Origin of the sequence: Halospina denitrificans (assembly GCF_004364635.1) — a bacterium.
Taxonomy (GTDB): Bacteria; Pseudomonadota; Gammaproteobacteria; order Pseudomonadales; family Oleiphilaceae; genus Halospina; species Halospina denitrificans.
This window is the reverse complement of record NZ_SOAX01000002.1, coordinates 697509-719753: the sequence shown is the minus strand read 5'-3', so window position 1 is coordinate 719753 and position 22245 is coordinate 697509. Positions and strand designations below refer to the sequence as shown.

Annotated in this window: 20 protein-coding genes and 1 other RNA gene; 15 read left to right on the top strand and 6 right to left on the bottom strand. The window is 60.3% G+C overall.

The genetic code is table 11. From position 1 onward, the window contains the following. Positions 1-223 precede the first annotated feature (223 nt). On the top strand, positions 224-661 hold the full coding sequence (locus DES49_RS15800) for a phage integrase (RefSeq protein WP_424955221.1): 438 nt from the start codon (positions 224-226) through the stop codon (positions 659-661). Further along, on the top strand, positions 577-1038 hold the full coding sequence (locus tag DES49_RS15795) for a tyrosine-type recombinase/integrase (RefSeq protein ID WP_424955225.1): 462 nt from the start codon (positions 577-579) through the stop codon (positions 1036-1038). The genes DES49_RS15800 and DES49_RS15795 overlap by 85 nt, the downstream gene beginning before the upstream one ends. Before the next feature lie 707 nt (positions 1039-1745). Here the strand turns inward: DES49_RS15795 and ssrA are convergent. The 3 genes from ssrA to smpB form a co-directional block, all read right to left on the bottom strand. Then, positions 1746-2106: a transfer-messenger RNA gene (gene ssrA / locus DES49_RS06980) on the bottom strand. A gap of 23 nt (positions 2107-2129) precedes the next feature. Beyond that, positions 2130-3575, bottom strand: coding sequence for a wax ester/triacylglycerol synthase family O-acyltransferase (locus DES49_RS06975; protein WP_133735651.1), 1446 nt, complete (start codon positions 3573-3575; stop codon positions 2130-2132). A gap of 91 nt (positions 3576-3666) precedes the next feature. After that, entirely contained in the window at positions 3667-4149 is a 483-nt protein-coding gene (gene smpB, locus DES49_RS06970) for an SsrA-binding protein SmpB (RefSeq protein WP_133735650.1), read from the bottom strand. Between the two features lie 159 nt (positions 4150-4308). Here smpB and DES49_RS06965 point away from each other — a divergent pair, with 159 nt between their 5' ends. Genes DES49_RS06965 through DES49_RS06955 form a run of 3 tightly spaced genes read left to right on the top strand, consistent with a single transcriptional unit; the run spans position 4309 to position 6501 of the window. Next, the gene (locus DES49_RS06965) at positions 4309-5775 is read left to right on the top strand and encodes a sodium-dependent transporter (RefSeq protein ID WP_133735649.1); all 1467 of its coding nucleotides are present in this window, start codon (positions 4309-4311) and stop codon (positions 5773-5775) included. Further along, positions 5759-6214, top strand: a complete 456-nt coding sequence (locus tag DES49_RS06960) for a type II toxin-antitoxin system RatA family toxin (protein ID WP_133735648.1) — start codon at positions 5759-5761, stop codon at positions 6212-6214. The genes DES49_RS06965 and DES49_RS06960 overlap by 17 nt, the downstream gene beginning before the upstream one ends. After that, entirely contained in the window at positions 6214-6501 is a 288-nt protein-coding gene (locus DES49_RS06955) for an RnfH family protein (protein ID WP_341776790.1), read from the top strand. Before DES49_RS06960 ends, DES49_RS06955 begins: the two co-directional genes overlap by 1 nt. Positions 6502-6509: 8 nt before the next feature. Here the strand turns inward: DES49_RS06955 and DES49_RS06950 are convergent, their stop codons facing one another. Continuing rightward, complete coding sequence (locus DES49_RS06950) at positions 6510-6848, bottom strand: outer membrane protein assembly factor BamE (protein ID WP_133735647.1); 339 nt, start codon at positions 6846-6848, stop codon at positions 6510-6512. A gap of 107 nt (positions 6849-6955) precedes the next feature. Here DES49_RS06950 and fur point away from each other — a divergent pair, with 107 nt between their 5' ends. Continuing rightward, the gene (gene fur / locus DES49_RS06945) at positions 6956-7387 is read left to right on the top strand and encodes a ferric iron uptake transcriptional regulator (protein WP_133735646.1); all 432 of its coding nucleotides are present in this window, start codon (positions 6956-6958) and stop codon (positions 7385-7387) included. A gap of 11 nt (positions 7388-7398) precedes the next feature. On the opposite strand, the gene recN is transcribed toward fur, so the two are convergent. Next, a complete protein-coding gene (recN, locus tag DES49_RS06940) occupies positions 7399-9081 on the bottom strand; it encodes a DNA repair protein RecN (protein WP_133735645.1) in 1683 nt (560 codons plus the stop codon). A gap of 209 nt (positions 9082-9290) precedes the next feature. Between recN and grpE the strand changes: the two genes are divergently transcribed. The 7 genes from grpE (at position 9291) to greA (ending at position 19068) form a co-directional block, all read left to right on the top strand. After that, on the top strand, positions 9291-9893 hold the full coding sequence (gene grpE, locus DES49_RS06935; RefSeq protein WP_133735644.1) for a nucleotide exchange factor GrpE: 603 nt from the start codon (positions 9291-9293) through the stop codon (positions 9891-9893). Between the two features lie 90 nt (positions 9894-9983). Next, positions 9984-11909, top strand: a complete 1926-nt coding sequence (gene dnaK / locus DES49_RS06930) for a molecular chaperone DnaK (protein WP_133735643.1) — start codon at positions 9984-9986, stop codon at positions 11907-11909. A 103-nt stretch (positions 11910-12012) separates the two neighbouring features. Next, on the top strand, positions 12013-13146 hold the full coding sequence (dnaJ, locus tag DES49_RS06925; protein ID WP_133735642.1) for a molecular chaperone DnaJ: 1134 nt from the start codon (positions 12013-12015) through the stop codon (positions 13144-13146). 2 nt (positions 13147-13148) lie between these two features. Next, on the top strand, positions 13149-13961 hold the full coding sequence (dapB, locus tag DES49_RS06920) for a 4-hydroxy-tetrahydrodipicolinate reductase (RefSeq protein WP_133735641.1): 813 nt from the start codon (positions 13149-13151) through the stop codon (positions 13959-13961). 199 nt (positions 13962-14160) lie between these two features. Further along, complete coding sequence (gene carA, locus DES49_RS06915; RefSeq protein ID WP_133735640.1) at positions 14161-15309, top strand: glutamine-hydrolyzing carbamoyl-phosphate synthase small subunit; 1149 nt, start codon at positions 14161-14163, stop codon at positions 15307-15309. A gap of 59 nt (positions 15310-15368) precedes the next feature. Next, positions 15369-18593, top strand: a complete 3225-nt coding sequence (gene carB / locus DES49_RS06910) for a carbamoyl-phosphate synthase large subunit (RefSeq protein ID WP_133735639.1) — start codon at positions 15369-15371, stop codon at positions 18591-18593. 13 nt (positions 18594-18606) lie between these two features. Beyond that, the gene (gene greA, locus DES49_RS06905; RefSeq protein WP_243864935.1) at positions 18607-19068 is read left to right on the top strand and encodes a transcription elongation factor GreA; all 462 of its coding nucleotides are present in this window, start codon (positions 18607-18609) and stop codon (positions 19066-19068) included. An 18-nt stretch (positions 19069-19086) separates the two neighbouring features. On the opposite strand, the gene yhbY is transcribed toward greA, so the two are convergent. Then, positions 19087-19389, bottom strand: coding sequence for a ribosome assembly RNA-binding protein YhbY (yhbY, locus tag DES49_RS06900; protein ID WP_133735637.1), 303 nt, complete (start codon positions 19387-19389; stop codon positions 19087-19089). Positions 19390-19507: 118 nt separating this feature from the next. Here yhbY and rlmE point away from each other — a divergent pair, with 118 nt between their 5' ends. Together rlmE and ftsH are read left to right on the top strand one after the other, a co-directional pair. Next, complete coding sequence (gene rlmE, locus DES49_RS06895) at positions 19508-20140, top strand: 23S rRNA (uridine(2552)-2'-O)-methyltransferase RlmE (protein ID WP_133735636.1); 633 nt, start codon at positions 19508-19510, stop codon at positions 20138-20140. A gap of 105 nt (positions 20141-20245) precedes the next feature. Further along, on the top strand, positions 20246-22174 hold the full coding sequence (gene ftsH / locus DES49_RS06890; protein WP_133735710.1) for an ATP-dependent zinc metalloprotease FtsH: 1929 nt from the start codon (positions 20246-20248) through the stop codon (positions 22172-22174). Positions 22175-22245: the final 71 nt, after the last annotated feature.

The window sequence follows — 22245 nt, the reverse complement described above, 5'->3', positions numbered from 1 at the left end:
AACAGAACCAACTCACTCAACCGGCGGACAAATTAAACCGGGAGAAACCGGACAAATTAGGCTGGCGTTGACAAAGGTCGCGGCATGATCCGGAAACAGAAGTCTGGCCGCTGGCAGATTGATGTGCGCCTCGGTGGTCGAGGAAGTAAACGCGTGCGCAAGACTTTCCCCAGTAAGGCGGAAGCGCATCGGTATGAGCGCTGGCTGCTCTCTCAGATTCAGAGTGGGGCAGACTGGAACGAGCTGCAGTAAGGATAAGCGCCGGCTGAGCGAACTGTTCACGCTTTGGTATGACGCTCACCGGCGATACCTGAAGGACGGCAAGCGCCGTTACGATCACTCGATGCGTATTGCGGAGGCCTGGGGCGATCCGGTGGCCGCGGATATCCAGGCACGGGACTACATGAAGTATCGCGCAGTCAGGACGGAAGAAGGGCGGACACCCAAGACCTGTAACAATGAGTTGGGCTATCTCAACGCCGTATTCAATGAGCTGCAGCGGCTGGGGGAGATCAATTACAGCAACCCGCTGTCATCCGTGCGGCCGTTGAAGGTGCCGGAACAGGAGATGGGTAACTGGAACACCACGAGATCCAGAAGCTGTTTCAGGAACTTAGCGAGGGCTGCGACAACCCGCATGTTTACCTGGTTGCTCGTATAAGCCTGGAAACCGGTGCTCGGTGGTCGGAGGCTGAGGGCTTGACGCTGAATCACTTCAAGCGGTACCGGGTCACTTTCGTGAACACCAAATCAGGCCGAAAGCGCACGGTTCCGATCTCCCAGGAGCTTCACCAGGCGATCACGGAGCATCTGAAAGAGTGGGGCAGCTTCGGAACGTCCACCATATCGGCATTCCGGCGAGCGGTCAGAAGGGCAGGGCTGACACTGCCCAAGGGTCAATGTGCCCACATACTGCGCCATACGTTCGCCAGCCATTTCATGACGAACGGCGGTAACATTCTCACGCTCCAGCGGATCCTGGGCCATGCCAGCATCAGCATGACGATGCGTTACCTCACCTATCCCCTGACCACTTAGAGGACGCCGTTCGTTTGAACCCTATGGCAGCAGCCTCTATTGAGGCCGCTGATAGATAAGGCGTTGCGCCTTATGCCCAATTGTACTCTTGGGTCTGTGGAGGCCCCTCATAGAGTGGGGGGGCTAAGTGGGGAGGCTGGGTATCAGGTTCTTGAATAGCCTGCAACGATAGGGCGATTACGACGCTTATTAGTTGATGGGCGAAAATGCGCCCTATCGTTTTTAAGGGATTTTTTTGAAATAATACTTGACGCCTTACTTTCTTTGCAGTAGATTTTGATTTCAAAGATAGTATTCTAAAAGAAATTTTCACCATAATAGTCTCCTATAGCTTGATTTGGTGGAAATGAGGATTCGGCGGCATCCGAATCCAATTCCTAATTTCCGGGGTTTAAGCCCCGGTCCTTCCTTTTGGGCTAATTATGCCCAACTCCCAAATATATCAGAGATGTAGCGCGACGTCAACTCCTTTTGAGGTTTTTGCGTCTTCTTAGCTTGCCGGCGGTGGCTGGTGTCCAGACGCTCTCGACTACTCTGCTCGTCTTGGTGCGATGCGAATTAGCTCATGAATAAGCTCTGGCAGAGGGTTTTGGTGTGTCTGAATGCGGTTGAAGCTCTGTGTGGACACTTCGTGGACGCATATTGCTGGGTGGCAGTTCGGGAATAAAAAAAAGCCCTGACGAATCAGGGCTTTAAGTCTTGCTGTTTGGTGGAGACGGCGGGAGTTGAACCCGCGTCCGCCGGTACTCCGCCCTCGGCTCTACATGCTTAGCTTCCTTTTATTGCTTTAACCCCAGGCGACCCAAAGGTCAGGGTGCAAGGGGCGAGCTCTTCGGGTTTTAACTACAGCGTATAGAGCAATACGCGGTAGCGAGCTTGTTTTCTATGACTGCCTGAACGCGCGGGGAACAAGCACCCCGGCTAGGCAGACTAGCGGGTTTTATGCCGCCAGTGCGTAGTTGTCGTCGTTTGCAACTATCTTTAGCACAGCTTTGATTTTACGAGATTCGCTGTCATCTCGGCATGCACCTCGGGTTTTGTCACCAGCGTCGAATCCGGATCGTCCCCGTACCCATTAGTATATGGGCGCCCTAGTCCATTCTCAAGGGCTCGCGGGTTTTTATTACCGGGGCCTGCCCGCTCTCATCAAGGGCCAGATCCCGGATTTCATGGAAGGCGTCCGCGAAGGCCGCAGCCATGCCCTCTGGGGAGGGCATGAGCTCGCGGTCGATGATAACGCCGAACTGGACCTGACCGGCGTAGCTGAAGATGCTCAGGCCAATGCCAACATCCCCGGTCTGCGGCACCCAGAACATGGGCTGGCGTAGCCGGGAGCCGCAGAGGTAAAGAGGCTCCTCGGGGCCGGGCACGTTGGTGAGCACGGCGGAGGCGCGCCGGCTGAGCAGCTCCAGTGCCCGGCGCTCAAGCAGGTCCGGGCCGCGCCCGAGTATATCGAGCAGGCCGTAGGAGACCTGGGCCTGGTAGGACTGCTTCAGCTCCGCCATGTGCTCCTGGACGAATCGGAAGCGTTCCCGCGGGCACAGGGCCTGCACGGGTAGTGGCACCAGAACCAGCCCGAACTGATTCCCAAGACGCGTAATGGGCTGGTTGAGTGGTCTCAGATTGAAGGGCACGGCGACGCGGATACCGGTCTCCGGCAGTGGTGTCTGGCTCGCCCGCAGGAAGGCGTGGATGGCGCCGGTGGCCGCGGCCATGAGCACGTCGTTGACGGTGCCGTCCAGGGCCCTGGCGGTTGCCTTGACCTCGCCCAGGCTGAGCGGTTCCGACCAGGCTACTTCCTTGCGACCAGAGAGCGGGCCTTTCAGGGGGGTGGCCGGCTCCGGGGCCCGGAAGGCGACCCGGAAGAGGTCCTTTCCCACCAGCGCGCATTCCTCGCCAAGCCGCAGGAGGTAGGCGGGGTCCTCCTGGACGGTGCGCCAGGTCTCTCGAACCTGGCGTCGTGCGAGCCGCAGGTTGCGTCGTGCCCGGAAAACCACCCGGCGCCATTCCGGCCACGTGGAGGTATCGGTACGTTGTTTGCGGCGTCTGCGGCAGAGCTCTTCATCCTCTTCCGGGCCACATTCATCCGTCAGTGACAGCAGGACCCGTACCAGCGAGATGCCGTCGGCGATGCAGTGGTGGATGCGTACGATAAGCGCGCAACCGCCCTGGTACTGGTCGACGTAATGGATCTGCCAGAGGGGGTGGTTGAAATCGAGTGGTGTGCTGTTCAGGTTGCTGACAAGGCTCTGGAGCGCGGTCTGGTCAGCCTTTCCGGGGAGCGCGGTGGCGTGCAGGTGGTTGTCCAGGTCAAACCAGGGGTCATCCTCCCAGTAGCAGCGGTCACTCTTACAGACAACGCGTTGCCGGAAGCGGCGGAAACGAAGGAAGCGTTCTTCAAGCAGGTTGCGGAACATCCCGAAGTCGATCGGCTCATCAAAGACCAGCACGGCCCCGATCATCATGGGGCTTTCGGGAGACTCCATCCGCAACCAGGCAGTATCGACCGAGGACATGGCTGTGCGGTTGGCAGACATGATCCCTCCCTGGTTGCAGTGGTATTTGTTTTGGAATACAGGACGAGTATACGTCCGCTAAACCACTGCTGGAACAGCTGTTGGCATTACCTTACCGTAAGTTCGCCCGCAGGATCCGCTGTTTCTCCCGGTTCCAGTCCCGCTCTTTCTCGGTCGCCCGCTTGTCATGCAGCTTCTTACCCTTGACCAGGGCGATCTGGACCTTGATGAGGTTCTTCTTCCAGTAAATGGCAAGCGGCACACAGGTGTGTCCTGTCTGCTGTGTTTTGCCTACAAGCGTGGCAATTTCACGCCGGTGCAGCAGAAGCTTGCGCGTCCGTGTGGGGTCCGGGTTGATATGGGTGGATACCGATGGCAATGGCGGAATGTGGAGTCCGAGCAGCCAGGCTTCGCCATTTTTCAGGAGCACATAGGCGTCCGTGATCTGGCACTTGCCAGCGCGCAGGGCCTTCACTTCCCACCCGTGAAGCTGGAGGCCGGCCTCGAAGGTTTCTTCAATATGGTATTCGTGCCGCGCTTTCTTGTTGAGGGCGATCGTGCTTCCACCAGAGGTGGATTTTTTCTTTCCGCTCATAGGGTTGGTCCGGCCTGACTGAATCGGTTCCGCAAAAGGTCCGCCATTGTAGCCTAAAGCCCTTGGTAAAAAGCAAAGTGTCTGCCTGTATGTTTGCTGCTTAAGCCGAGTGGGCGGTTGGGTTACACTGGGTCATCCTTTGCAGTATTGGGGCAGTTCATGGCCACAAATTCCATTGCGCCGGCCAGTGCCTGGGGCAGTCGATGGACCTTTTCGCTGGCGTTGGCGGCTACCGTCATCGGGCTCGGCAACCTGTGGCGAGTGCCGTCCGCCATGGTGAACTATGGTGGCAGCGCGTTTCTGCTGGTGTACGTGGCGGTTCTGTTTCTGGCGGTGGTGCCCGTGGTCATGGCGGAGCTGGCCCTGGCCCGCCGGTGCCTGATGAGCCCGGTTCCAACCCTCAGGCGCATGTCCGAGGGTTCCCTGATTGCGCCGCTGATGCCCTGGGCAGGGTGGTCCATGATGCTGGCGGCCTGCATCCTGCTGGGGCTCTACGGGGTTGTGGGAGGCATGGGGCTGTCCTATCTGTTCCGGGCAGCGCTGGGGGAACTCAATGGTAATCCCGCCGCCGCTTCCGCGCTGTTTACCCGTTTCTACAGCAATCAGGGCGATATGGCCTTCTGGCTCCTGAGTTTTATGGCCCTGGTGGTCGGTATATCGATGAAAGGGCTGCAGCGGGGTCTGCAAAGCTCGCTTCGAACCGTGATGCCCTTGATGCTGGTCGTGATCCTGGTGCTTGTGACGGTGGGCGCCATGTCCGGCAAGGCCGGCGAAGCAAGCTGGACGCTTTTCGCGTTTCGCTGGGAGGATCTCGGCTGGTCTGGCGGTTTCCATGCGGTTTCGCTCGCCTTTTTCTCGCTGGCAATCGGCAGCGGCGCCCTGATGACACTGGGGGCCTATATGCCCGGCAACGCATCGGTTCCGCTGTCGGGGATTGGTGTTGCTGCAACGGATCTTGCCATCACGCTGTTGCTTGGGCTGGGTGTCATTTCACTGCTCTTTGCCCATCAGGTGGCTTCGGTCTCAGGCTTTGAACTGGTATTCGTGACATTGCCCCAGGTGTTTGAGGCGATGCCTTCCGGGCAGCTTGTCGGGAGTCTGTTCTATATACTGGTGGTGTTGCTTGCCTGGACGTCCGCGCTCTTTGTCATGGAAGTTCTGGTGGCACGGTTGTCGGAGTCGCTCGGCGGCCTGCGGGCCCTTGCTGTGGCTCTGGCGGCGATCCCGGGCTGTCTGGCCGGGTTGCTGGCGGTCCGCGGAGTTGCCAGCGGGACGGGGCCGGATTTCTTTTTCTGGATGAGTCAGCTAGCCAGGCTGCTCTTTATTCCGTTGGGGGTTCTCGGCGTGGCGTTGCTTGTGGGTCGCTTCCTTCGTCCTCAGCGGGTGGTCTCCTTTCTGGGGCTGAAGGGGATGCGTTTCCGGTTCTGGCGCCTGCTCATGGGTGTGGTGGTCCCGCTCACAGTGGTTGCGACGGTCGGGTTTGGGCTCTACCAGCAGGGGCCTAGCCTTTGCGATGAGTATTCCCCCCCATGGTGCGGCGGGGGTGGAGACAGTTTCGAAACACCGGTTTATCCGTTATCCGAAGAGCCTTATGGGGCAATAGGGGATTATGACGCAGAAGATTGAACGCAGCGCCCTTGTGCGACATTCCGCCCGGGAGATGTTTGCGCTGGTGAGCGATGTTGAGGCCTATCCGGAGTTCCTTCCCTGGTGCGGTAATGCGCTCCGCCATGATGATGGCAATGGGCAGCAGGTGACGGCCTCTCTTGAAGTGGTGCGTGGCGGTCTCAGCCAGCGCTTTACCACACGTAATCATCTGGACCCTCACAGCTGCATCCGGATGGAACTGGTGGATGGGCCGTTTCGCTATCTTCGCGGGTACTGGCATTTTGTCGAGCTCAGGGAAGACGCCTGCAAGGTGAAACTTGAGCTGGAGTTTGATGTGGACGGACGTGTTGCCCGGTTTGCTTTCGGCAACATCTTCCACCAGGCCGCCAATGCCATGGTGGATGCGTTCTGCCGTCGTGCCGCGGAGCTCTACGGCGCCAGGGCGGGGAGCGGCTGATGGGTGGGATGCAGGTGGAAGTGGTATATGCGCGCCCCGAGCATCAGGAGCTGATTGCCGTCACGGTGCCGCCCGATGCGACTGCGCTGGATGCCATCAGGGTTTCCGGTATCGAGGCACGATTTCCTGAAATTGATCCGTCGCAGCAGAGCATTGGAGTCTTTGGGCGGGTACTGAAGGATCCGGAGCACCATGTGCTGTCTGATGGCGACCGGGTGGAGATCTACCGTCCGTTGGTTATTGATCCCAAGGATGCCAGGGCCAGCCGGGCTGGAACACGGCGCTGAGTACCCGGTCAGTTGGCCGGGGTTTCGTCCAGCAGTTTGGTTTCATGCCGGAGGTAGCGGTTGTTCTCGTAGTGGATCGTGACGCGCTGGCGCTTGATCTCCCCCCCGTTTTCCTGAAAAGTGTACAGATAGTGTTCACGATCCGGATTGAAGGCGCTCACGGTAATGGGCGTCCCCAGCAGGTCCTGAACGTCTGCCCGGGTCATGGTAGGGCCAAGTGCTGAAAGGTCCTCGTGGTCGATGATGTTGCCCTGCTGGACATCAATCCGGTACACGCCCGGAAAGCTGCAGCCCGCCTGAAGGGCGGCGACAAGTGCCAGGACGGGAAGTATAAAAGCCTTTTGCATCGCGGGAGCAAATCCTCTATCTTGAGTGCCGCTCTGAGGGTCGTCGGCCGGTTAATGAGCGAGCATAGTAACGAAAGCCCACAACATCACCAACGATTAGGTTCAGCATGGCACCAGAAAACGTCGAGCTGCGCAAGGTAGGACTCAAGGTTACCCTGCCAAGGGTCAAGATTCTGAGCATTCTTGAGACTGCGGAAGCGGCCGAGGATGCGGAAGGCGATCATCATCTGAGCGCGGAAGATGTGTACAAGAAGCTTCTGGAATCCGGTGATGATGTTGGGCTGGCCACGGTCTATCGGGTTCTGACGCAGTTTGAAGCCGCTGGCCTGGTCCTGCGGCACAACTTCGAGGGTGGCCATGCGGTATTTGAGCTGGCCAAGGAAGAGCATCACGACCACATGGTCTGCACCCAGACGGGGCGTGTCATCGAGTTCTATGACGAGGTTATTGAAGAGCGCCAGCGCAAGATTGCCGAGCAGTATGGCTTCGATCTTGTCGACCACAGCATGATTCTCTATGTGAAGCCCCGTAACGGCTAGCCAGACTGGCTCTAGTGATGGGTGGCCTGCCCCTTCTCAACCATTTCCGCGGCATGAGCGATGGTCTGCTCCGTGAGATCAACGCCCCCCAGCATGCGTGCCACTTCCCGGATCCGCTCATCAGCATCCAGGGTTTCAACGGTTGAGAAGGTTTCGCTCTCCTGAGTGAACTTGCTGACGGACAGATGCTGATGCGCCTGACTGGCTACCTGGGGCAGATGGGTCACGCACAGTATCTGACCCTCCTCGCCAAGAGTTCTCAGCAGCCTGCCCACGACCTCTGCGACCGCACCGCCAATGCCCACGTCCACTTCATCAAAGATCAGGGTGGGAATGGTGGATGTCTGGGCGACCACCACCTGTATGGCCAGGCTGATGCGTGACAGCTCACCACCGGAGGCTACTCGGTGCAGGGGCTTGGCGGACTGGCCGGCGTTGGTGCTGACCAGGAATTCCATTTCCTCATTGCCCGTGACGCTGGGCGTCTGGTCGTCGGAGGTGGGTGTCAGCCGGGTTTCGAAGTGGATGCCGGGCATGCTCAGCCGCGTCAGTTCCTCGGTGACGCGGGCATCCAGGTTTTGCGCGGCCTGCTGACGGGCAGCGGTCAGTTCATCGGCCCTCTCCCGCCATGCCCTGCAGGCTTCTTCGACCCGGGCTTCCAGCTGCTCCACGCTTTCTGAGCCGCTGTCGAGTCGCTCAAGTTCCGCCTGCAGGTTCTGGTGGTGTTCCGGCAGTTCTTCGGGCTGCACCTGGTGCTTGCGTGCCAGCTGATAGATCAGGCTCAGTCGTTCCTCGACACTCTGCAATCGCTGCGGGTCGCAGTCGTAATCATCCATGAACCGGCGTAGATTATCGCCGGCTTCCTCCACCTGAATGCGGGCCTCCGCCAGCATCTGGCTGGTTTCCGCCAGTTGCGGGATCTCCACGGGAAGCCGCTCAAGCTGCTGGCGTGCCTGTTCGAGCAGGGCGCTGGCATCCGGCTCCCCTTCGCTGCAGCATGCCGCAGCCTGATGGCAGTGCTGGAGGATGCTTTCGGCGTTCGCGAGCTGCTTCTGTTCGGCCTCGAGGGCGGAAAGCTCATCCGCCGTCATGCCCAGACGATCCAGCTCCTCCACCTGGTAGCGCAGCAGTTCCGTGCGGGACTGGCGTTCGTCCTGTTCATTCCGGATGCGTTCCAGCTTCCGGCGCAGTGCCTGCCAGTCACGGTAGGCGGTCCGGACTTCCGCCGCCCGCTCGGTATTGTTCCCGAACTCATCCACCAGCCGGTGATGGGTGTCTTTGCGAAGCAGGGACTGGTGCTGGTGCTGGCCGTGGATGTCCATCAGCATGGCGCCGAGCTGCTTGAGGTCCTGGAGGGTGCAGGGCTGGCCATTGATGTAACCGCGTGAACGGCCATCCTTGCGGATAACCCGCCGGAGCACGCAGTCATTGTCCTGCTCGAGATCCTTCGATTCGAGCCAGGCTCGCGCCTGGGGAATGCGCTCGATGTCAAAGACGGCGGTGATGTCGGCTTTTTCGGCGCCGTCGCGCACCGCGCCGGCATCCGCCCTGGCGCCCATGACCAGGCCCAGGGCATCGAGCACGATGGACTTGCCCGCCCCGGTTTCCCCAGTGAGTGCTGTCATGCCCTGGGAAAAGGAAAGCTCGACCTGCTCTGCAATGGCGTAATTGGCGACCGTCAGCTGGCTCAGCATGAGTCTGTTCTCCTGTACCGGGCATGGGGTTATATACAGTATATGTTCATATATACAGTTCGTAAAGAATGGGGTCAGGCACGAAATCCGAAAAATTTCGGGGTTCGTGATGCGCAATGGTTGAAACCTGTCGGGGCAACCCCATATTCCGGGCAGGTAACCCCTTTTGGGTCGAAACGAAATTCGGTCAATGAATGTCGAGGCGAGTGATGAGCGACGAAGAAACCCGTAAGGAAGAACAGGCTAACGAGGCGGAAGCAGCCGAGGAAGGCCAGGCCCAGGCGCAGGCCGAGGGCGGCGAAGAGACAGCCAGCGGCGATTCGGGGCTCGAGCAACAGCTGGAGAGCTACAAGGAAGAGCTGATGCGTGCCAAGGCGGAGATGCAGAACATCCGCCGCCGCTCTGAGATTGATGTGGAGAAGGCGCACAAGTTCGCGCTGGAGAAGTTCGTGAAGGAGCTTCTGCCAGTGCTGGACAGCCTCGAGAAAGCGGTGGAGAGCACCGAGGGGCACGAGGTCCACAATGAAGAAGTGGTCACCCGCATCAAGGAAGGCGTCGACATGACGCTGGATATGTTCACCCGCGCGATGGAGAAGTTCAACGTTCAGCAGATCAATCCAGTGGGTGAACCCTTTGATCCGCAGCAGCATGAGGCCATGTCGATGGTGCCCAGCGCTGAAGCGGAACCCAATTCCGTCATCGCGGTGATGCAGAAAGGCTACACGCTGAACGGCCGCGTCGTGCGTCCCGCCATGGTCATGGTGGCCAAGGCGCCGGAACCCGAGGGCGGTAATGTCGACGAGCAGACTTGAAAACGCTGAGTTAGGCCCAATAAAGGCACTATAACGGCAAACCGGATACCGGCTACTAATTCAACGATCAGATAAATTGGAGTGATTTCCATGGGTAAGATAATCGGGATTGACCTGGGTACGACGAATTCCTGCGTTGCCATTCCGGATGGTGACGGCGTCAAGGTCATCGAGAACGCAGAGGGCGACCGCACAACCCCGTCCATCGTGGCCTATACCGACGAGGGCGAGACCCTTGTGGGTGCGGCGGCGAAGCGCCAGGCGGTAACCAACCCGAAGAACACGCTGTACGCCATCAAGCGCCTGATTGGCCGCGCCTTTGACGACGACGTCGTCCAGAAGGACATCAAGATGGTGCCCTATGACATCGTCAAGAACGACAATGGCGATGCCTGGGTTGAAGTGAAGGGCGAAAAGATGGCACCGCCCCAGGTGTCCGCGGAAGTTCTCAAGAAGATGAAGAGCACCGCGGAGGATTACCTGGGCGAGAAGGTGACCGAGGCGGTCGTTACCGTGCCGGCCTACTTCAACGACAACCAGCGCCAGGCCACCAAGGATGCCGGCCGCATCGCCGGTCTTGATGTGAAGCGCATCATCAACGAGCCGACCGCCGCGGCACTGGCCTATGGCCTGGACCGTAAGGGCAAGGATCGCACTGTTGCGGTCTATGACCTTGGCGGCGGTACCTTCGACATCTCCATCATCGAGATCGCGGATGTCGATGGCGAGAAGCAGTTCGAGGTACTGGCCACCAGTGGTGACACCTTCCTGGGTGGTGAAGACTTCGACATGGCGCTGATCGAGTACCTGGCCGACCAGTTCAAGAAGGACCAGGGCATCGACCTGCGCGGCGACTCACTGGCCATGCAGCGCCTGAAGGAAGCTGCCGAGAAGGCCAAGATCGAGCTGTCTTCCGCGCAGCAGACCGACGTGAACCTGCCGTACATCACGGCGGACCAGAACGGGCCCAAGCACCTGAACGTGAAGGTCACACGGGCCAAGCTGGAATCACTGGTCGAGGACCTGGTCCAGCGCAGCATGGAACCCTGCAAGACCTGCATCAACGATGCCGGCGTGAAGGTGAGCGACATCGACGAGGTGATCCTGGTCGGTGGTCAGACCCGGATGCCGAAGGTGCAGGAAAAGGTCAAGGAATTCTTCAACCAGGATCCACGCAAGGACGTGAACCCGGACGAAGCCGTGGCCATGGGTGCTGCCCTGCAGGGCTCCGTACTCTCCGGCGATGTGAAGGATGTCCTGCTGCTTGACGTGACACCGCTGACCCTCGGCATTGAGACCATGGGTGGTGTTGCCACGCCGGTGATCGAGAAGAACACCACGATCCCGACCAAGAAGTCGCAGACCTTCTCGACCGCCGAGGACAACCAGACCGCGGTAACCATCCACGTGGTCCAGGGTGAGCGCAAGCAGGCCACCCAGAACAAGTCCCTGGGTCGCTTTGACCTCCAGGACATTCCGCCGGCACCGCGTGGTGTACCGCAGATCGAGGTGACCTTCGATATCGATGCCAACGGCATCCTGCACGTCTCGGCCAAGGACAAGGCAACCGGCAAGGAGCAGTCCATCGAGATCAAGGCTTCCTCCGGTCTGAACGAGGACGAAGTCGAGCAGATGGTCAAGGACGCCGAGGCCAATGCGGAAGAGGACAAGAAGTTCGAGGAACTGGTCCAGGCCCGCAACCAGGGCGACAGCATGATCCATGCGGTTCGCAAGAGCCTTGAGGAAGCTGGCGACCAGGCGACCGAGGAAGAGAAGTCCTCCATCGAGAGCGCCATTTCCGAACTGGAAGAGGCGATGAAGGGCGATGACAAGGAGGACATCGAAGCGAAGACCCAGAAGCTGACCGAAGCGTCATCCAGCCTGGCTCAGAAGATGTACTCCCAGGAAGGCGGTGACGCCGAAGGCCAGGCGGATGCTGGCCAGCAGGGTCAGGAAGGTGGCGATGATGCCGTTGACGCCGAATTCGAGGAAGTCAACGACGATGACAAGCGGTAATACCGCTGGCATCATGCACACCTTTTGAGCAGCAGGCGCGGGGGGTTCTCCTCCCGCGTTTGTCGTTGCTGGATCAATATTCGAACTACGGTTAACAGACGTCATGGCCAAACGCGATTATTACGAGATTCTCGGTGTATCCCGAAGTGCGGATGACAAAGAGATCAAGAAGGCATACCGGAAGCTGGCGATGAAGTATCACCCGGACCGCAATCCGGATGATGAAGACGCCGAAGCCCGCTTCAAGGAAGCCAGTGAGGCCTATGAGGTCCTTGGCGATCCGGAGAAGAAGGCGGCCTACGACCAGTTCGGCCACGCCGGTGTTGACGGCAGCGCCGGCGGTGGTGGCGGCTTTGGCGGCGGTGGCGGCGCCAGTTTCTCCGACATCTTCGGCGACGTGTTCGGCGACATCTTCGGGGGCGGTCGCGGCCGCAGCAACCGGGGTGCCGACCTTCGCTACACACTGGAGCTGGATCTTGAAGACGCCGTGCGCGGCAAGAATGTGAAGATCGAGATCCCCAGCGCCAGCGAGTGCAAGAGCTGCAATGGCTCGGGTGCGGAGCCGGGCAGCCGGCCTGAAACCTGCACGACCTGTCGTGGTATGGGGCAGGTCCGGATGCAGCAGGGTTTCTTCTCGGTCCAGCAGACCTGTCCCCACTGCCGCGGCCTGGGTCAGATCATCAAGAACCCCTGTAAGGCCTGTCATGGTCAGGGGCAGATCGAGGAAGAGAAGACTCTGTCCGTCAAGGTGCCGCCGGGTGTCGATACGGGTGACCGCATCCGCCTCTCCGGCGAGGGTGAGCCCGGTTTCCAGGGTGCTGCCCCGGGCGATCTCTACGTGCAGGTTGCTGTTAAGGAACACCCGATCTTTGCCCGGGATGGGCGCAATCTCCATTGCGACGTCCCCATCAGCATTACCGATGCGGCCCTGGGTGGTGAGCTTGAAGTGCCCACGCTCGATGGCCGGGTGAAGCTCAAGATTCCGGCGGAAACCCAGAGCGGCAAGGTATTCCGGCTGCGCGGCAAGGGCGTGACCCCCGTACGTGGTGGCAACCCCGGCGATCTGCTGTGTCGGGTTGTGGTGGAAACGCCTGTCAATCTGACCAAGAAGCAGAAGGAGCTTCTCCGGGAGTTTGAGGATACACTCCAGGAAGACAGTGATGGCAGCCATCACGGGCCCCGCAAAAGCTCCTGGTTCGAGGGTGTGAAAAATTTCTTTGAAGACATGAAGTTCTGACCATGACACGGATTGCGATCACCGGCGCTGCCGGACGTATGGGAAAGGTGTTGATCGAGGCGGTGACGCTTACGGAGGGTGTCAGTCTCGGTGCCGCTGTTGTGCGCCCGGGAAGTTCGCTGGTGGGGTCCGATGCCGGTGAGCTTGCCGGTGTTGGCCGCAATGGGGTTGCCCTTGCCGGCGATCTCTCCGAAGTCACCGATGACTTTGATGTCCTCATCGATTTCACCTTCCCGGACCTGACGCTCGCCAACCTTGATGTCTGCCGTAACGCGGGCAGATCGGTGGTGATCGGGACGACCGGGCTCAGCGATTCCGAAAAGCTCCAGCTTGAGGATAAAGCCAGCGGCATTCCGGTGGTTTTTGCTCCCAACATGAGTGTGGGGGTGAACCTGGTGCTGCAGTTGTTGAAGACCGCCTCCAGGGTCCTGGGCGATGACTCGGACATCGAGATTGTGGAGGCCCATCATCGCCATAAGAAGGATGCGCCTTCCGGGACGGCCCTGCGCATGGGTGAGGTTGTTGCCGATACCCTGGGCCGGGACCTTCAGGAGTGCGCGGTCTATGGCCGCGAGGGATTCACCGGCGAACGCGCACGCGAGACCATTGGCTTTGAGACCATCCGTGGCGGCGATATCGTGGGTGAACACAATGTCATGTTCGCCGCTCTGGGCGAGCGGGTCGAGATCAGTCACAAGGCGAGCAGTCGCATGACCTTTGCCAAGGGCGCGGTGCGCGCCGCACTCTGGCTGCAGGGTCAGGGGCCGGGTCTGTATGACATGCAGGACGTTCTGGGCCTGAAAGACCTCGCATAGCGGATGTCCCGGATGGACAGCGGCAGGGGTTTCTCTATAAAATGCTCCGGATTTATTGAGCGCTCCCTCCACCGGCTGTTGGAATTCTGCGAAAGCGGGACGGCGTCACACGACTCCGTCTCGCTTTTTTACGAGTAAGCAATGCCGGGGTGTCGTGACGCGCGTCCTACCCGCCAGAGACGCAAGAAGGGGCATGGCATTGACGGAACCAGCAATCCTTGCACTTGAAGATGGCAGCATTTTCAGGGGCGAATCCATTGGCGCCGAGGGCAGCACCAGTGGCGAGGTCGTTTTCAATACGGCCATGACCGGCTACCAGGAAATCCTCACTGATCCTTCCTATACCCGCCAGATGGTGACGCTCACCTATCCGCATATCGGTAACACGGGCATCAACCCCGAGGACGTGGAATCCGACCGGGTCTGTGCGGCCGGGCTCATTATCCGTGACCTCCCGATGATCGCCAGCAACTGGCGCCGGACGGAGACGCTCACCGACTACCTTCAGCGCGAGAAGGTCGTGGCCATCGCGGGCATCGACACGCGTCGACTGACGCGCCTGCTGCGGGACAAGGGCGCCCAGAGTGGCGCCATTGTGGCGGGAGCCGGGGCCACCGAAGAAGCCGCGCTGAAGCTGGCGCGGGAATTTCCGGGACTCAAGGGCATGGACCTGGCCTCAGATGCCGGTTGCAGTGAGCCCATGAAGTGGACCCAGTCAGCCTGGACCCTGGACGAGGGCTACGGTCCGGCACCGGAGGCCCGCTACCGGGTGGTCGCCTATGATTATGGCATCAAGTACAACATCCTGAGACTACTGGTGTGGCGGGGCTGCGAGGTGACGGTCGTGCCCGCGAAAACGCCCCTGGACGAGGTCATGGCCTATCAGCCGGATGGCGTCTTCTTCTCCAATGGCCCGGGTGATCCGGAGCCCTGCGACTACGCCATCGAGGCACTCCGTGGCTGCATTGAGAAAGGGATTCCCACATTCGGGATCTGTCTGGGACACCAGCTTCTCGGGCTGGCGGTGGGCGCGCGCAGCGTCAAGATGAAGTTTGGCCATCACGGGGCGAACCACCCGGTTGAGAATGTAGCGGACGGGACCGTGGTGATCACCAGCCAGAACCATGGCTTTGCGGTGGAAGAGGATTCGCTTCCGGACAATGTCGAGGTCACCCACCGCTCGCTGTTTGATGGCACCCTTCAGGGGATGCGTCTCAAGGACGCGCCGGTGTTCAGTTTCCAGGGGCATCCGGAAGCCAGTCCCGGTCCCAGGGACGTGATCCCGCTGTTCGGTGAATTTACCCGGCTCATGGACGAGCACCAGGCAGCCCGGGCTGCCGAAGACTGACTCCTGTCGGACACCGACATCCGACAAACGGCTTGAATGAGAACGGGACAGTGTTTTAAATGCCGAAAAGAGACGATATCAAAAGCATACTGATTCTTGGCGCTGGCCCGATCGTGATCGGGCAGGCGTGTGAATTCGACTATTCCGGCGCGCAGGCCTGCAAGGCCCTGACCGAGGAAGGTTTCCGCGTCATACTGGTCAACTCGAATCCGGCCACGATCATGACGGATCCCGTCATGGCGGACGCCACCTATATTGAGCCAATCACCTGGCGCACGGTCGAGAAGATCATCGAGAAAGAGCAGCCGGACGCGCTGCTGCCCACCATGGGTGGGCAGACGGCACTGAACTGCGCTCTCGACCTGGAACGCCACGGACTGCTGGCCAAACATGGCGTGGAGATGATCGGTGCCAACGCCGATGCCATCGACAAGGCCGAGGACCGGGACCGCTTCGATAAGGCCGTTCACAACATAGGCCTCGATACCCCTCGCGCTTCTATGGCCCACAGCATGGAAGAGGCCTACCAGGTGCTGGATCACATCGGCCTTCCGTGCATCATCCGGCCCTCGTTCACCATGGGCGGTTCCGGTGGCGGTATTGCCTATAATCGCGAGGAATTCGAGGAGATCTGCCAGCGTGGCCTGGCGTTGTCTCCCACCAATGAGCTGTTGATCGATGAGTCGCTCATTGGCTGGAAGGAATATGAAACGGAAGTGGTGCGGGACAAGAACGACAACACCATCATTGTCTGCGCCATCGAGAACTTTGACCCCATGGGCGTCCACACCGGGGATTCCATTACAGTCGCCCCCTCCCAGACGCTGACGGACAAGGAATGGCAGATCATGCGTGATGCCTCCCTGGCCGTGCTGCGTGAGATCGGTGTGGAGACCGGGGGTTCCAACGTCCAGTTCGGTATCAACCCGGAAAACGGACGCATGGTGGTGATCGAGATGAACCCCCGCGTGTCCCGTTCTTCGGCACTGGCGTCCAAGGCTACGGGTTTTCCCATCGCCAAGGTCGCCGCCAAGCTCGCCGTCGGCTTTACCCTGGACGAGCTGCAGAACGAGATTACTGGCGGTGTGACACCGGCCTCCTTTGAGCCGTCCCTTGATTACGTGGTTACCAAGATCCCGCGCTTCACCTTCGAGAAGTTCCCGCAGGCGGATTCGCGGCTGACCACCCAGATGAAGTCGGTGGGTGAGGTCATGGCCATCGGGCGGACCTTCCAGGAGTCCTTCCAGAAGGCGCTGCGTGGCCTGGAGACCGGTGTTTCCGGGCTCGATCCGATTCTTGAGGACGGTGGTGATGCCGAGGATACCCTGATCCACGAACTCAAGGTCCCCGGCGCCAACCGTCCCTGGTACATCGGTGACGCCTTCCGGCGGGGCATGAGTCTTGAGCAGGTGTTTGAGTACACCAATATCGACCGCTGGTACCTGATCCAGATCCAGGACCTGATCGAGGAGGAAAAGCGTCTCGAATCCACGGGTACTGCGGAGCTGGATTACGATCGTGTCTACCGCCTCAAGCGCAAGGGCTTCTCCGATACGCGCCTGGCTGAGCTGCTGGGGGTGTCCGAGCAGAGCTTCCGCAAGCTGCGTCACGACCTTGGTGTACGCCCCGTGTTCAAGCGCGTCGATACCTGTGCCGCCGAGTTCAAGTCGTCCACGGCCTATATGTATTCCAGTTACGAGGAGGAATGCGAGGCGGACGTCAGCGACCGCAAGAAGATCGTGGTGATTGGGGGCGGCCCCAACCGTATCGGCCAGGGCATCGAGTTTGATTACTGCTGTGTGCACGCGGTGCTGGCCATGCGCGATGATGGTTATGAAACCGTCATGATCAACTGCAACCCGGAGACGGTTTCCACCGACTACGACACCTCGGACCGGCTCTACTTCGAGCCGATTACCCTCGAGGATGTGCTCGAAATCGTGCAGGCGGAAAACCCGGACGGCGTTATCATCCAGTTCGGCGGCCAGACGCCGCTCAAGCTGGCCCGGGGCCTGGAAGCCGCGGGTGTGCCCATCATCGGCACCAGCCCGGACGCCATTGACCGGGCCGAGGACCGCGAGCGCTTCCAGCAGATGATCAACCGCCTCGGCCTCAAGCAGCCGCCGAATGCCACGGTCCGCAGCCTGGAGGAAGGCATACTGGTGGCGCGTGACATTGGCTATCCGCTGGTGGTGCGCCCGTCCTATGTGCTGGGTGGCCGGGCCATGGAGATCGTCTATACCGAGGACGAGCTCAAGGAATACATGCGCAGTGCGGTACTGGTTTCCAATGACAGTCCCGTACTGCTGGACCACTTCCTGAACGCGGCCGTCGAGATTGACATCGACGCGGTCTGTGACGGCAAGACCGCCATCATTGGCGGCATCATGCAGCACATTGAGCAGGCTGGCGTGCACTCCGGCGACTCCGCCTGTTCTCTGCCGCCTTACACGCTGCCGGTCAGCGTCCAGGACGAGATGCGCGATGTGGTTCGCCGCATGGCGCTGGAGCTGGACGTGGTCGGGCTGATGAACGTGCAGCTGGCCTGGCAGGATGGCGAGATCTACGTGATCGAGGTCAATCCCCGGGCGTCACGGACCGTGCCCTTCGTCTCCAAGGCCGTGGGCCGTTCCCTGGCTCGTATTGCCGCCCGCTGCATGGCCGGAATGACCCTGGAGGAGCAGGGGATTACCAGTGAGGCCGTTCCGAACTATTATTCGGTGAAAGAGTCGGTCTTCCCCTTCCCGAAATTCCCCTCGGTGGACCCCATTCTCGGGCCCGAGATGAAGTCCACTGGAGAGGTCATGGGCATTGGCGACAGCTTTGACGAGGCGTTTGCCAAGGCGGCCCTGGGCGCGGGAGAGACCCTCCCGAGTGGCGGCACGGCCTTTATCAGTGTGCGTGATGCGGACAAGGGCGATGTGGTCAAACTGGCCCGCGACCTTGCCGATGTGGGCTTCCGTCTGATCGCCACCGGTGGTACGGCTGCTGTGCTCGCGGAGGCGGGCCTGCAGGTGGAAAAGATCAACAAGGTGCGCGAAGGCCGGCCGCATATCGTGGATGCCATCAAGAACGACCAGGTGGATCTGATCGTGAACACCACGGAAGGGCGCAAGGCGATCGCGGATTCGGCCCAGATCCGGCAGTCCGCGCTGCAGCGCAAGGTAACCTATGCAACCACATTGACGGGCGGCGAAGCCTTCTGCCGGGCCATCCGGTTCGGCTCGGAGCGCACCGTTCGCCGCCTCCAGGACCTTCACGCGGGGTATCAGCACGATGAGTAACAACCGGGTTCCCATGACCAAGCAGGGCGAACAGGCCCTGCGTGATGAGCTGTACAGGCTCAAGAGCGAGGACCGCCCCCGGGTGATCCAGGCGATTGCCGATGCCCGGGAACATGGCGACCTCAAGGAAAACGCGGAGTATCATGCGGCGCGCGAGCAGCAGAGCTTTGTCGAGGGTCGCATCCAGGAGATTGAAAGCAAACTGGCCGCGGCGCAGGTGATTGACGTGACCACCATCGAGAAGACCGGAAAGGTGATCTTCGGGACCACGGTGCGGCTGGTCAACGTGGATACCGAGGAGGCGGAAACCTACCAGATCGTGGGCGACGACGAAGCCGACATCAAGCAGGGGCGCCTCTCCATCTCCTCACCCATTGCCCGTGCCCTGATCGGCAAGGAGGAAGGCGAGGAAGTGTCCGTCCAGGTGCCCTCGGGTACCGTGGAATACGAGATTGAAGAGGTGCTGCACCTGTAGGCGGGAGGCCGCTGCGGCTTACTTGCGAAGGTTCGACAGCTTCGGGTTGGGATCCTTCGCGCGGCGCAGCAGTACGGCGACCTTGCCGATGGTCTGGACGAGCTCGGCGCCGGTGGCCCTGCAGGCCTCCTCCAGCATTTCACGGCGCTCCTCGCGGTCCGTGGAGCTGATCTTGACCTTGATCAGCTCGTGATCATCCAGGGCCCGTTCAAGCTCCTGGGTCAGGCCTTCGGAGACGCCGTTGTCGCCGATCAGGATGACGGGCTTGAGGTGATGGGCGCGAGCACGGTATTCGCGCTGCTGTTCCTTTGAAAGGGCCATTATTGATTCTCTTGATTGGGGAAATAACAGGCTCGAGGCTGTTCCAGAGGCGGTAGACCATTAGAATAGGCAGTATACCAGTCGAGGCGGGCTGATTGAATGCCCCGGGAGAGACGGTTTGGCGCGATCCAAGAGCAGTGATCGCTGGTTGCGCGAGCATCACGGCGATCCTTATGTCCAGAAGTCACGGGAGGACGGTTACCGCTCCCGGGCGAGTTACAAACTCCTTGAAATTGACGAGAAGGAGGGCCTCTTCCGGCGTGGCCAGACGGTCGTGGACCTGGGGTCGGCCCCGGGCGGCTGGTCCCAGGTGGCCGCGGAGAAGGTCGGTGACCAGGGGCTGGTGGTGGCCAGTGATATACTGCCCATGGATGCGGTTCCCGGCGTAAGCTTCATACAGGGCGATTTTACCGAGCAGGACGTGCTGGATGCGCTTCTTGCAGAGATTGGGGATCGGCCTGTCGATGTTGTTATTTCGGATATGGCCCCCAATATGAGTGGTATGGCCGCCATTGATATTCCCGGCGCCATGAACCTGATTGAGCTGGCGCTGGATATGGCCCAGCAGGTGCTGCGTCCGGGGGGCACCTTTGTGACCAAGGTTTTTCAGGGTGAAGGCTTCGATGCCCTGCTGAAAACCATGAAATCGGATTTCCGGCGTGTTGCGACACGCAAACCGGGCGCCTCAAGGGCTCGTTCAAGGGAGCAATATCAGGTCTGTAGCGGCTTTCGTGGCCGCCAGGGCGCCTGAACAGACAGCCAGTATGCTGGTCGCCCCCGGGGCGATTGGTGTATTGTTTGACGTATATCGCCCGAAAGGGCGGGCAGACAGAATGGGTGAGTAATCTTGAACGATATGGCGAAAAATCTGGTCCTGTGGCTGGTCATCGCGGCGGTGCTGTTGATGGTGTTCCAGAACTTCAACCCCGAGCCACAGCAGGACCAGGTCAACTACTCCCAGTTCATCGAGATGGTGCGCAGCGGTCAGGTCCAGGAAGTGACCATCCAGGGGCAGACGATTACCGGTGAGCGCGAGGGTGGCAGCAACTTCACGACCACCCGGCCGGCGGTCGAGGACCCCAACCTGATGGATGACCTCTACAACAACGATGTGCAGGTCACCGGCAAGGAAGCGTCCGGCCAGAGCATCTGGACCCAGTTGCTGGTGGCGTCATTCCCGATCCTGATCATCATTGCCATCTTCATCTTCTTCATGCGCCAGATGCAGGGCGGAGGCGGTGGTGGCAAAGGCCCCATGTCCTTCGGCAAGAGCAAGGCCCGCCTGATGAGCGAGGAGCAGATCAAGACCGGCTTCAGTGATGTGGCCGGTGTTGACGAGGCCAAGGAAGACGTCATGGAGCTGGTGGACTTCCTCAAGGATCCCAGCAAGTTCCAGCGCCTCGGCGGCCATATTCCCAAGGGGGTGCTGATGGTGGGCGCCCCGGGTACCGGTAAGACACTGCTCGCCAAGGCCATCGCGGGCGAGGCCAAGGTGCCGTTTTTCTCCATCTCCGGTTCGGACTTCGTCGAGATGTTCGTCGGCGTTGGTGCATCCCGGGTCCGGGACATGTTCGAGCAGGCCAAGAAGCAGAGTCCCTGCATCATCTTCATCGATGAGATCGACGCCGTTGGTCGCCAGCGTGGTGCCGGCATGGGCGGTGGGCACGATGAGCGGGAACAGACCCTGAACCAGCTGCTTGTCGAAATGGACGGCTTTGAGGGCAACGAGGGCGTTATCGTTATCGCCGCCACCAACCGCCCGGACGTCCTTGACCCGGCCCTGCTGCGCCCTGGCCGTTTTGACCGCCAGGTGCAGGTGCCGCTGCCGGATATCCGCGGCCGTGAGCAGGTGCTCAAGGTTCACCTCAGCAAGGTGCCCCTGGCGGATGGCGTCGAGCCCAAGGACATCGCACGCGGTACGCCCGGCTTCTCCGGTGCCGATCTGGAGAACCTGGTCAACGAGGCGGCGCTGTTCGCGGCGCGCCGGAACAAGCGCCTGGTCTCCATGGAAGAGCTGGATCTGGCCAAGGACAAGATCATGATGGGCTCGGAGCGCAAGTCCATGGTCATGTCCGAGAAGGAAAAGCTCAACACAGCCAATCACGAGTCCGGCCATGCCATTGTTGGCCGGCTGGTGCCGGAGCATGACCCGGTCTACAAGGTCAGCATCATCCCGCGTGGGCGGGCGCTTGGCGTGACCATGTTCCTCCCCGAGGAGGATAAGTACAGCTACACGCGCCGCTACATCATCAGCCAGATCTGCAGCCTCTTTGGCGGCCGGATTGCCGAGGAACTCACCCTTGGCAAGGAAGGTGTGACCACCGGGGCCCAGAACGACATCAAGCGTGCCACCGAACTGGCGCGTAACATGGTGACCAAGTGGGGCCTCTCAGAGAAACTGGGGCCGCTGATGTATGACGAAGACCGTGATGAGCCCTTTGCCGGTTATGACACAGGCGCTGGTGGCAAGGGCGTATCGGGCCAGACAGCACATGCCATCGACGAGGAGATCCGCCGCATCATCGATGAGTGCTATGATACGGCCAAGCAGATCCTCGTCGATAACATGGATAAGCTGCAGTTGATGGCGGATGCGCTGATGAAGTACGAAACCATCGACAGTGCCCAGATCAACGACATCATGGCCGGCAAGGTGCCGCGTCCGCCCCAGGGGTGGGATGATGATGACAGCGACGGGGAGCGGGTCACCCAGGACCTGAACGCGAGTAACGGTGACGAGGCGTCGGAGGGCGGCGAGTCCGGCCACCCTGCCGGGGAACACTGACCCGCCCCGGAACCCTTCCGAACACGCTCCCGTCGGCATGCCGGGAGCGTTTTTCGTTTGATGAGGCAGAC

Bases quoted from the DNA above. Each gene is read 5' to 3' on its own strand.
- DES49_RS06975 (WP_133735651.1), bottom strand. From the start codon at position 3,575: ATGTCTGCCAACCGCACAGCCATGTCCTCGGTCGATACTGCCTGGTTG.
- smpB (WP_133735650.1), bottom strand. From the start codon at position 4,149: ATGAGCGGAAAGAAAAAATCCACCTCTGGTGGAAGCACGATCGCCCTC.
- DES49_RS06965 (WP_133735649.1), top strand. From the start codon at position 4,309: ATGGCCACAAATTCCATTGCGCCGGCCAGTGCCTGGGGCAGTCGATGG.
- DES49_RS06960 (WP_133735648.1), top strand. From the start codon at position 5,759: ATGACGCAGAAGATTGAACGCAGCGCCCTTGTGCGACATTCCGCCCGG.
- DES49_RS06955 (WP_341776790.1), top strand. From the start codon at position 6,214: ATGGGTGGGATGCAGGTGGAAGTGGTATATGCGCGCCCCGAGCATCAG.
- DES49_RS06950 (WP_133735647.1), bottom strand. From the start codon at position 6,848: ATGCAAAAGGCTTTTATACTTCCCGTCCTGGCACTTGTCGCCGCCCTT.
- fur (WP_133735646.1), top strand. From the start codon at position 6,956: ATGGCACCAGAAAACGTCGAGCTGCGCAAGGTAGGACTCAAGGTTACC.
- recN (WP_133735645.1), bottom strand. From the start codon at position 9,081: ATGCTGAGCCAGCTGACGGTCGCCAATTACGCCATTGCAGAGCAGGTC.
- grpE (WP_133735644.1), top strand. From the start codon at position 9,291: ATGAGCGACGAAGAAACCCGTAAGGAAGAACAGGCTAACGAGGCGGAA.
- dnaK (WP_133735643.1), top strand. From the start codon at position 9,984: ATGGGTAAGATAATCGGGATTGACCTGGGTACGACGAATTCCTGCGTT.
- dnaJ (WP_133735642.1), top strand. From the start codon at position 12,013: ATGGCCAAACGCGATTATTACGAGATTCTCGGTGTATCCCGAAGTGCG.
- dapB (WP_133735641.1), top strand. From the start codon at position 13,149: ATGACACGGATTGCGATCACCGGCGCTGCCGGACGTATGGGAAAGGTG.
- carB (WP_133735639.1), top strand. From the start codon at position 15,369: ATGCCGAAAAGAGACGATATCAAAAGCATACTGATTCTTGGCGCTGGC.
- greA (WP_243864935.1), top strand. From the start codon at position 18,607: ATGACCAAGCAGGGCGAACAGGCCCTGCGTGATGAGCTGTACAGGCTC.
- yhbY (WP_133735637.1), bottom strand. From the start codon at position 19,389: ATGGCCCTTTCAAAGGAACAGCAGCGCGAATACCGTGCTCGCGCCCAT.
- ftsH (WP_133735710.1), top strand. From the start codon at position 20,246: ATGGCGAAAAATCTGGTCCTGTGGCTGGTCATCGCGGCGGTGCTGTTG.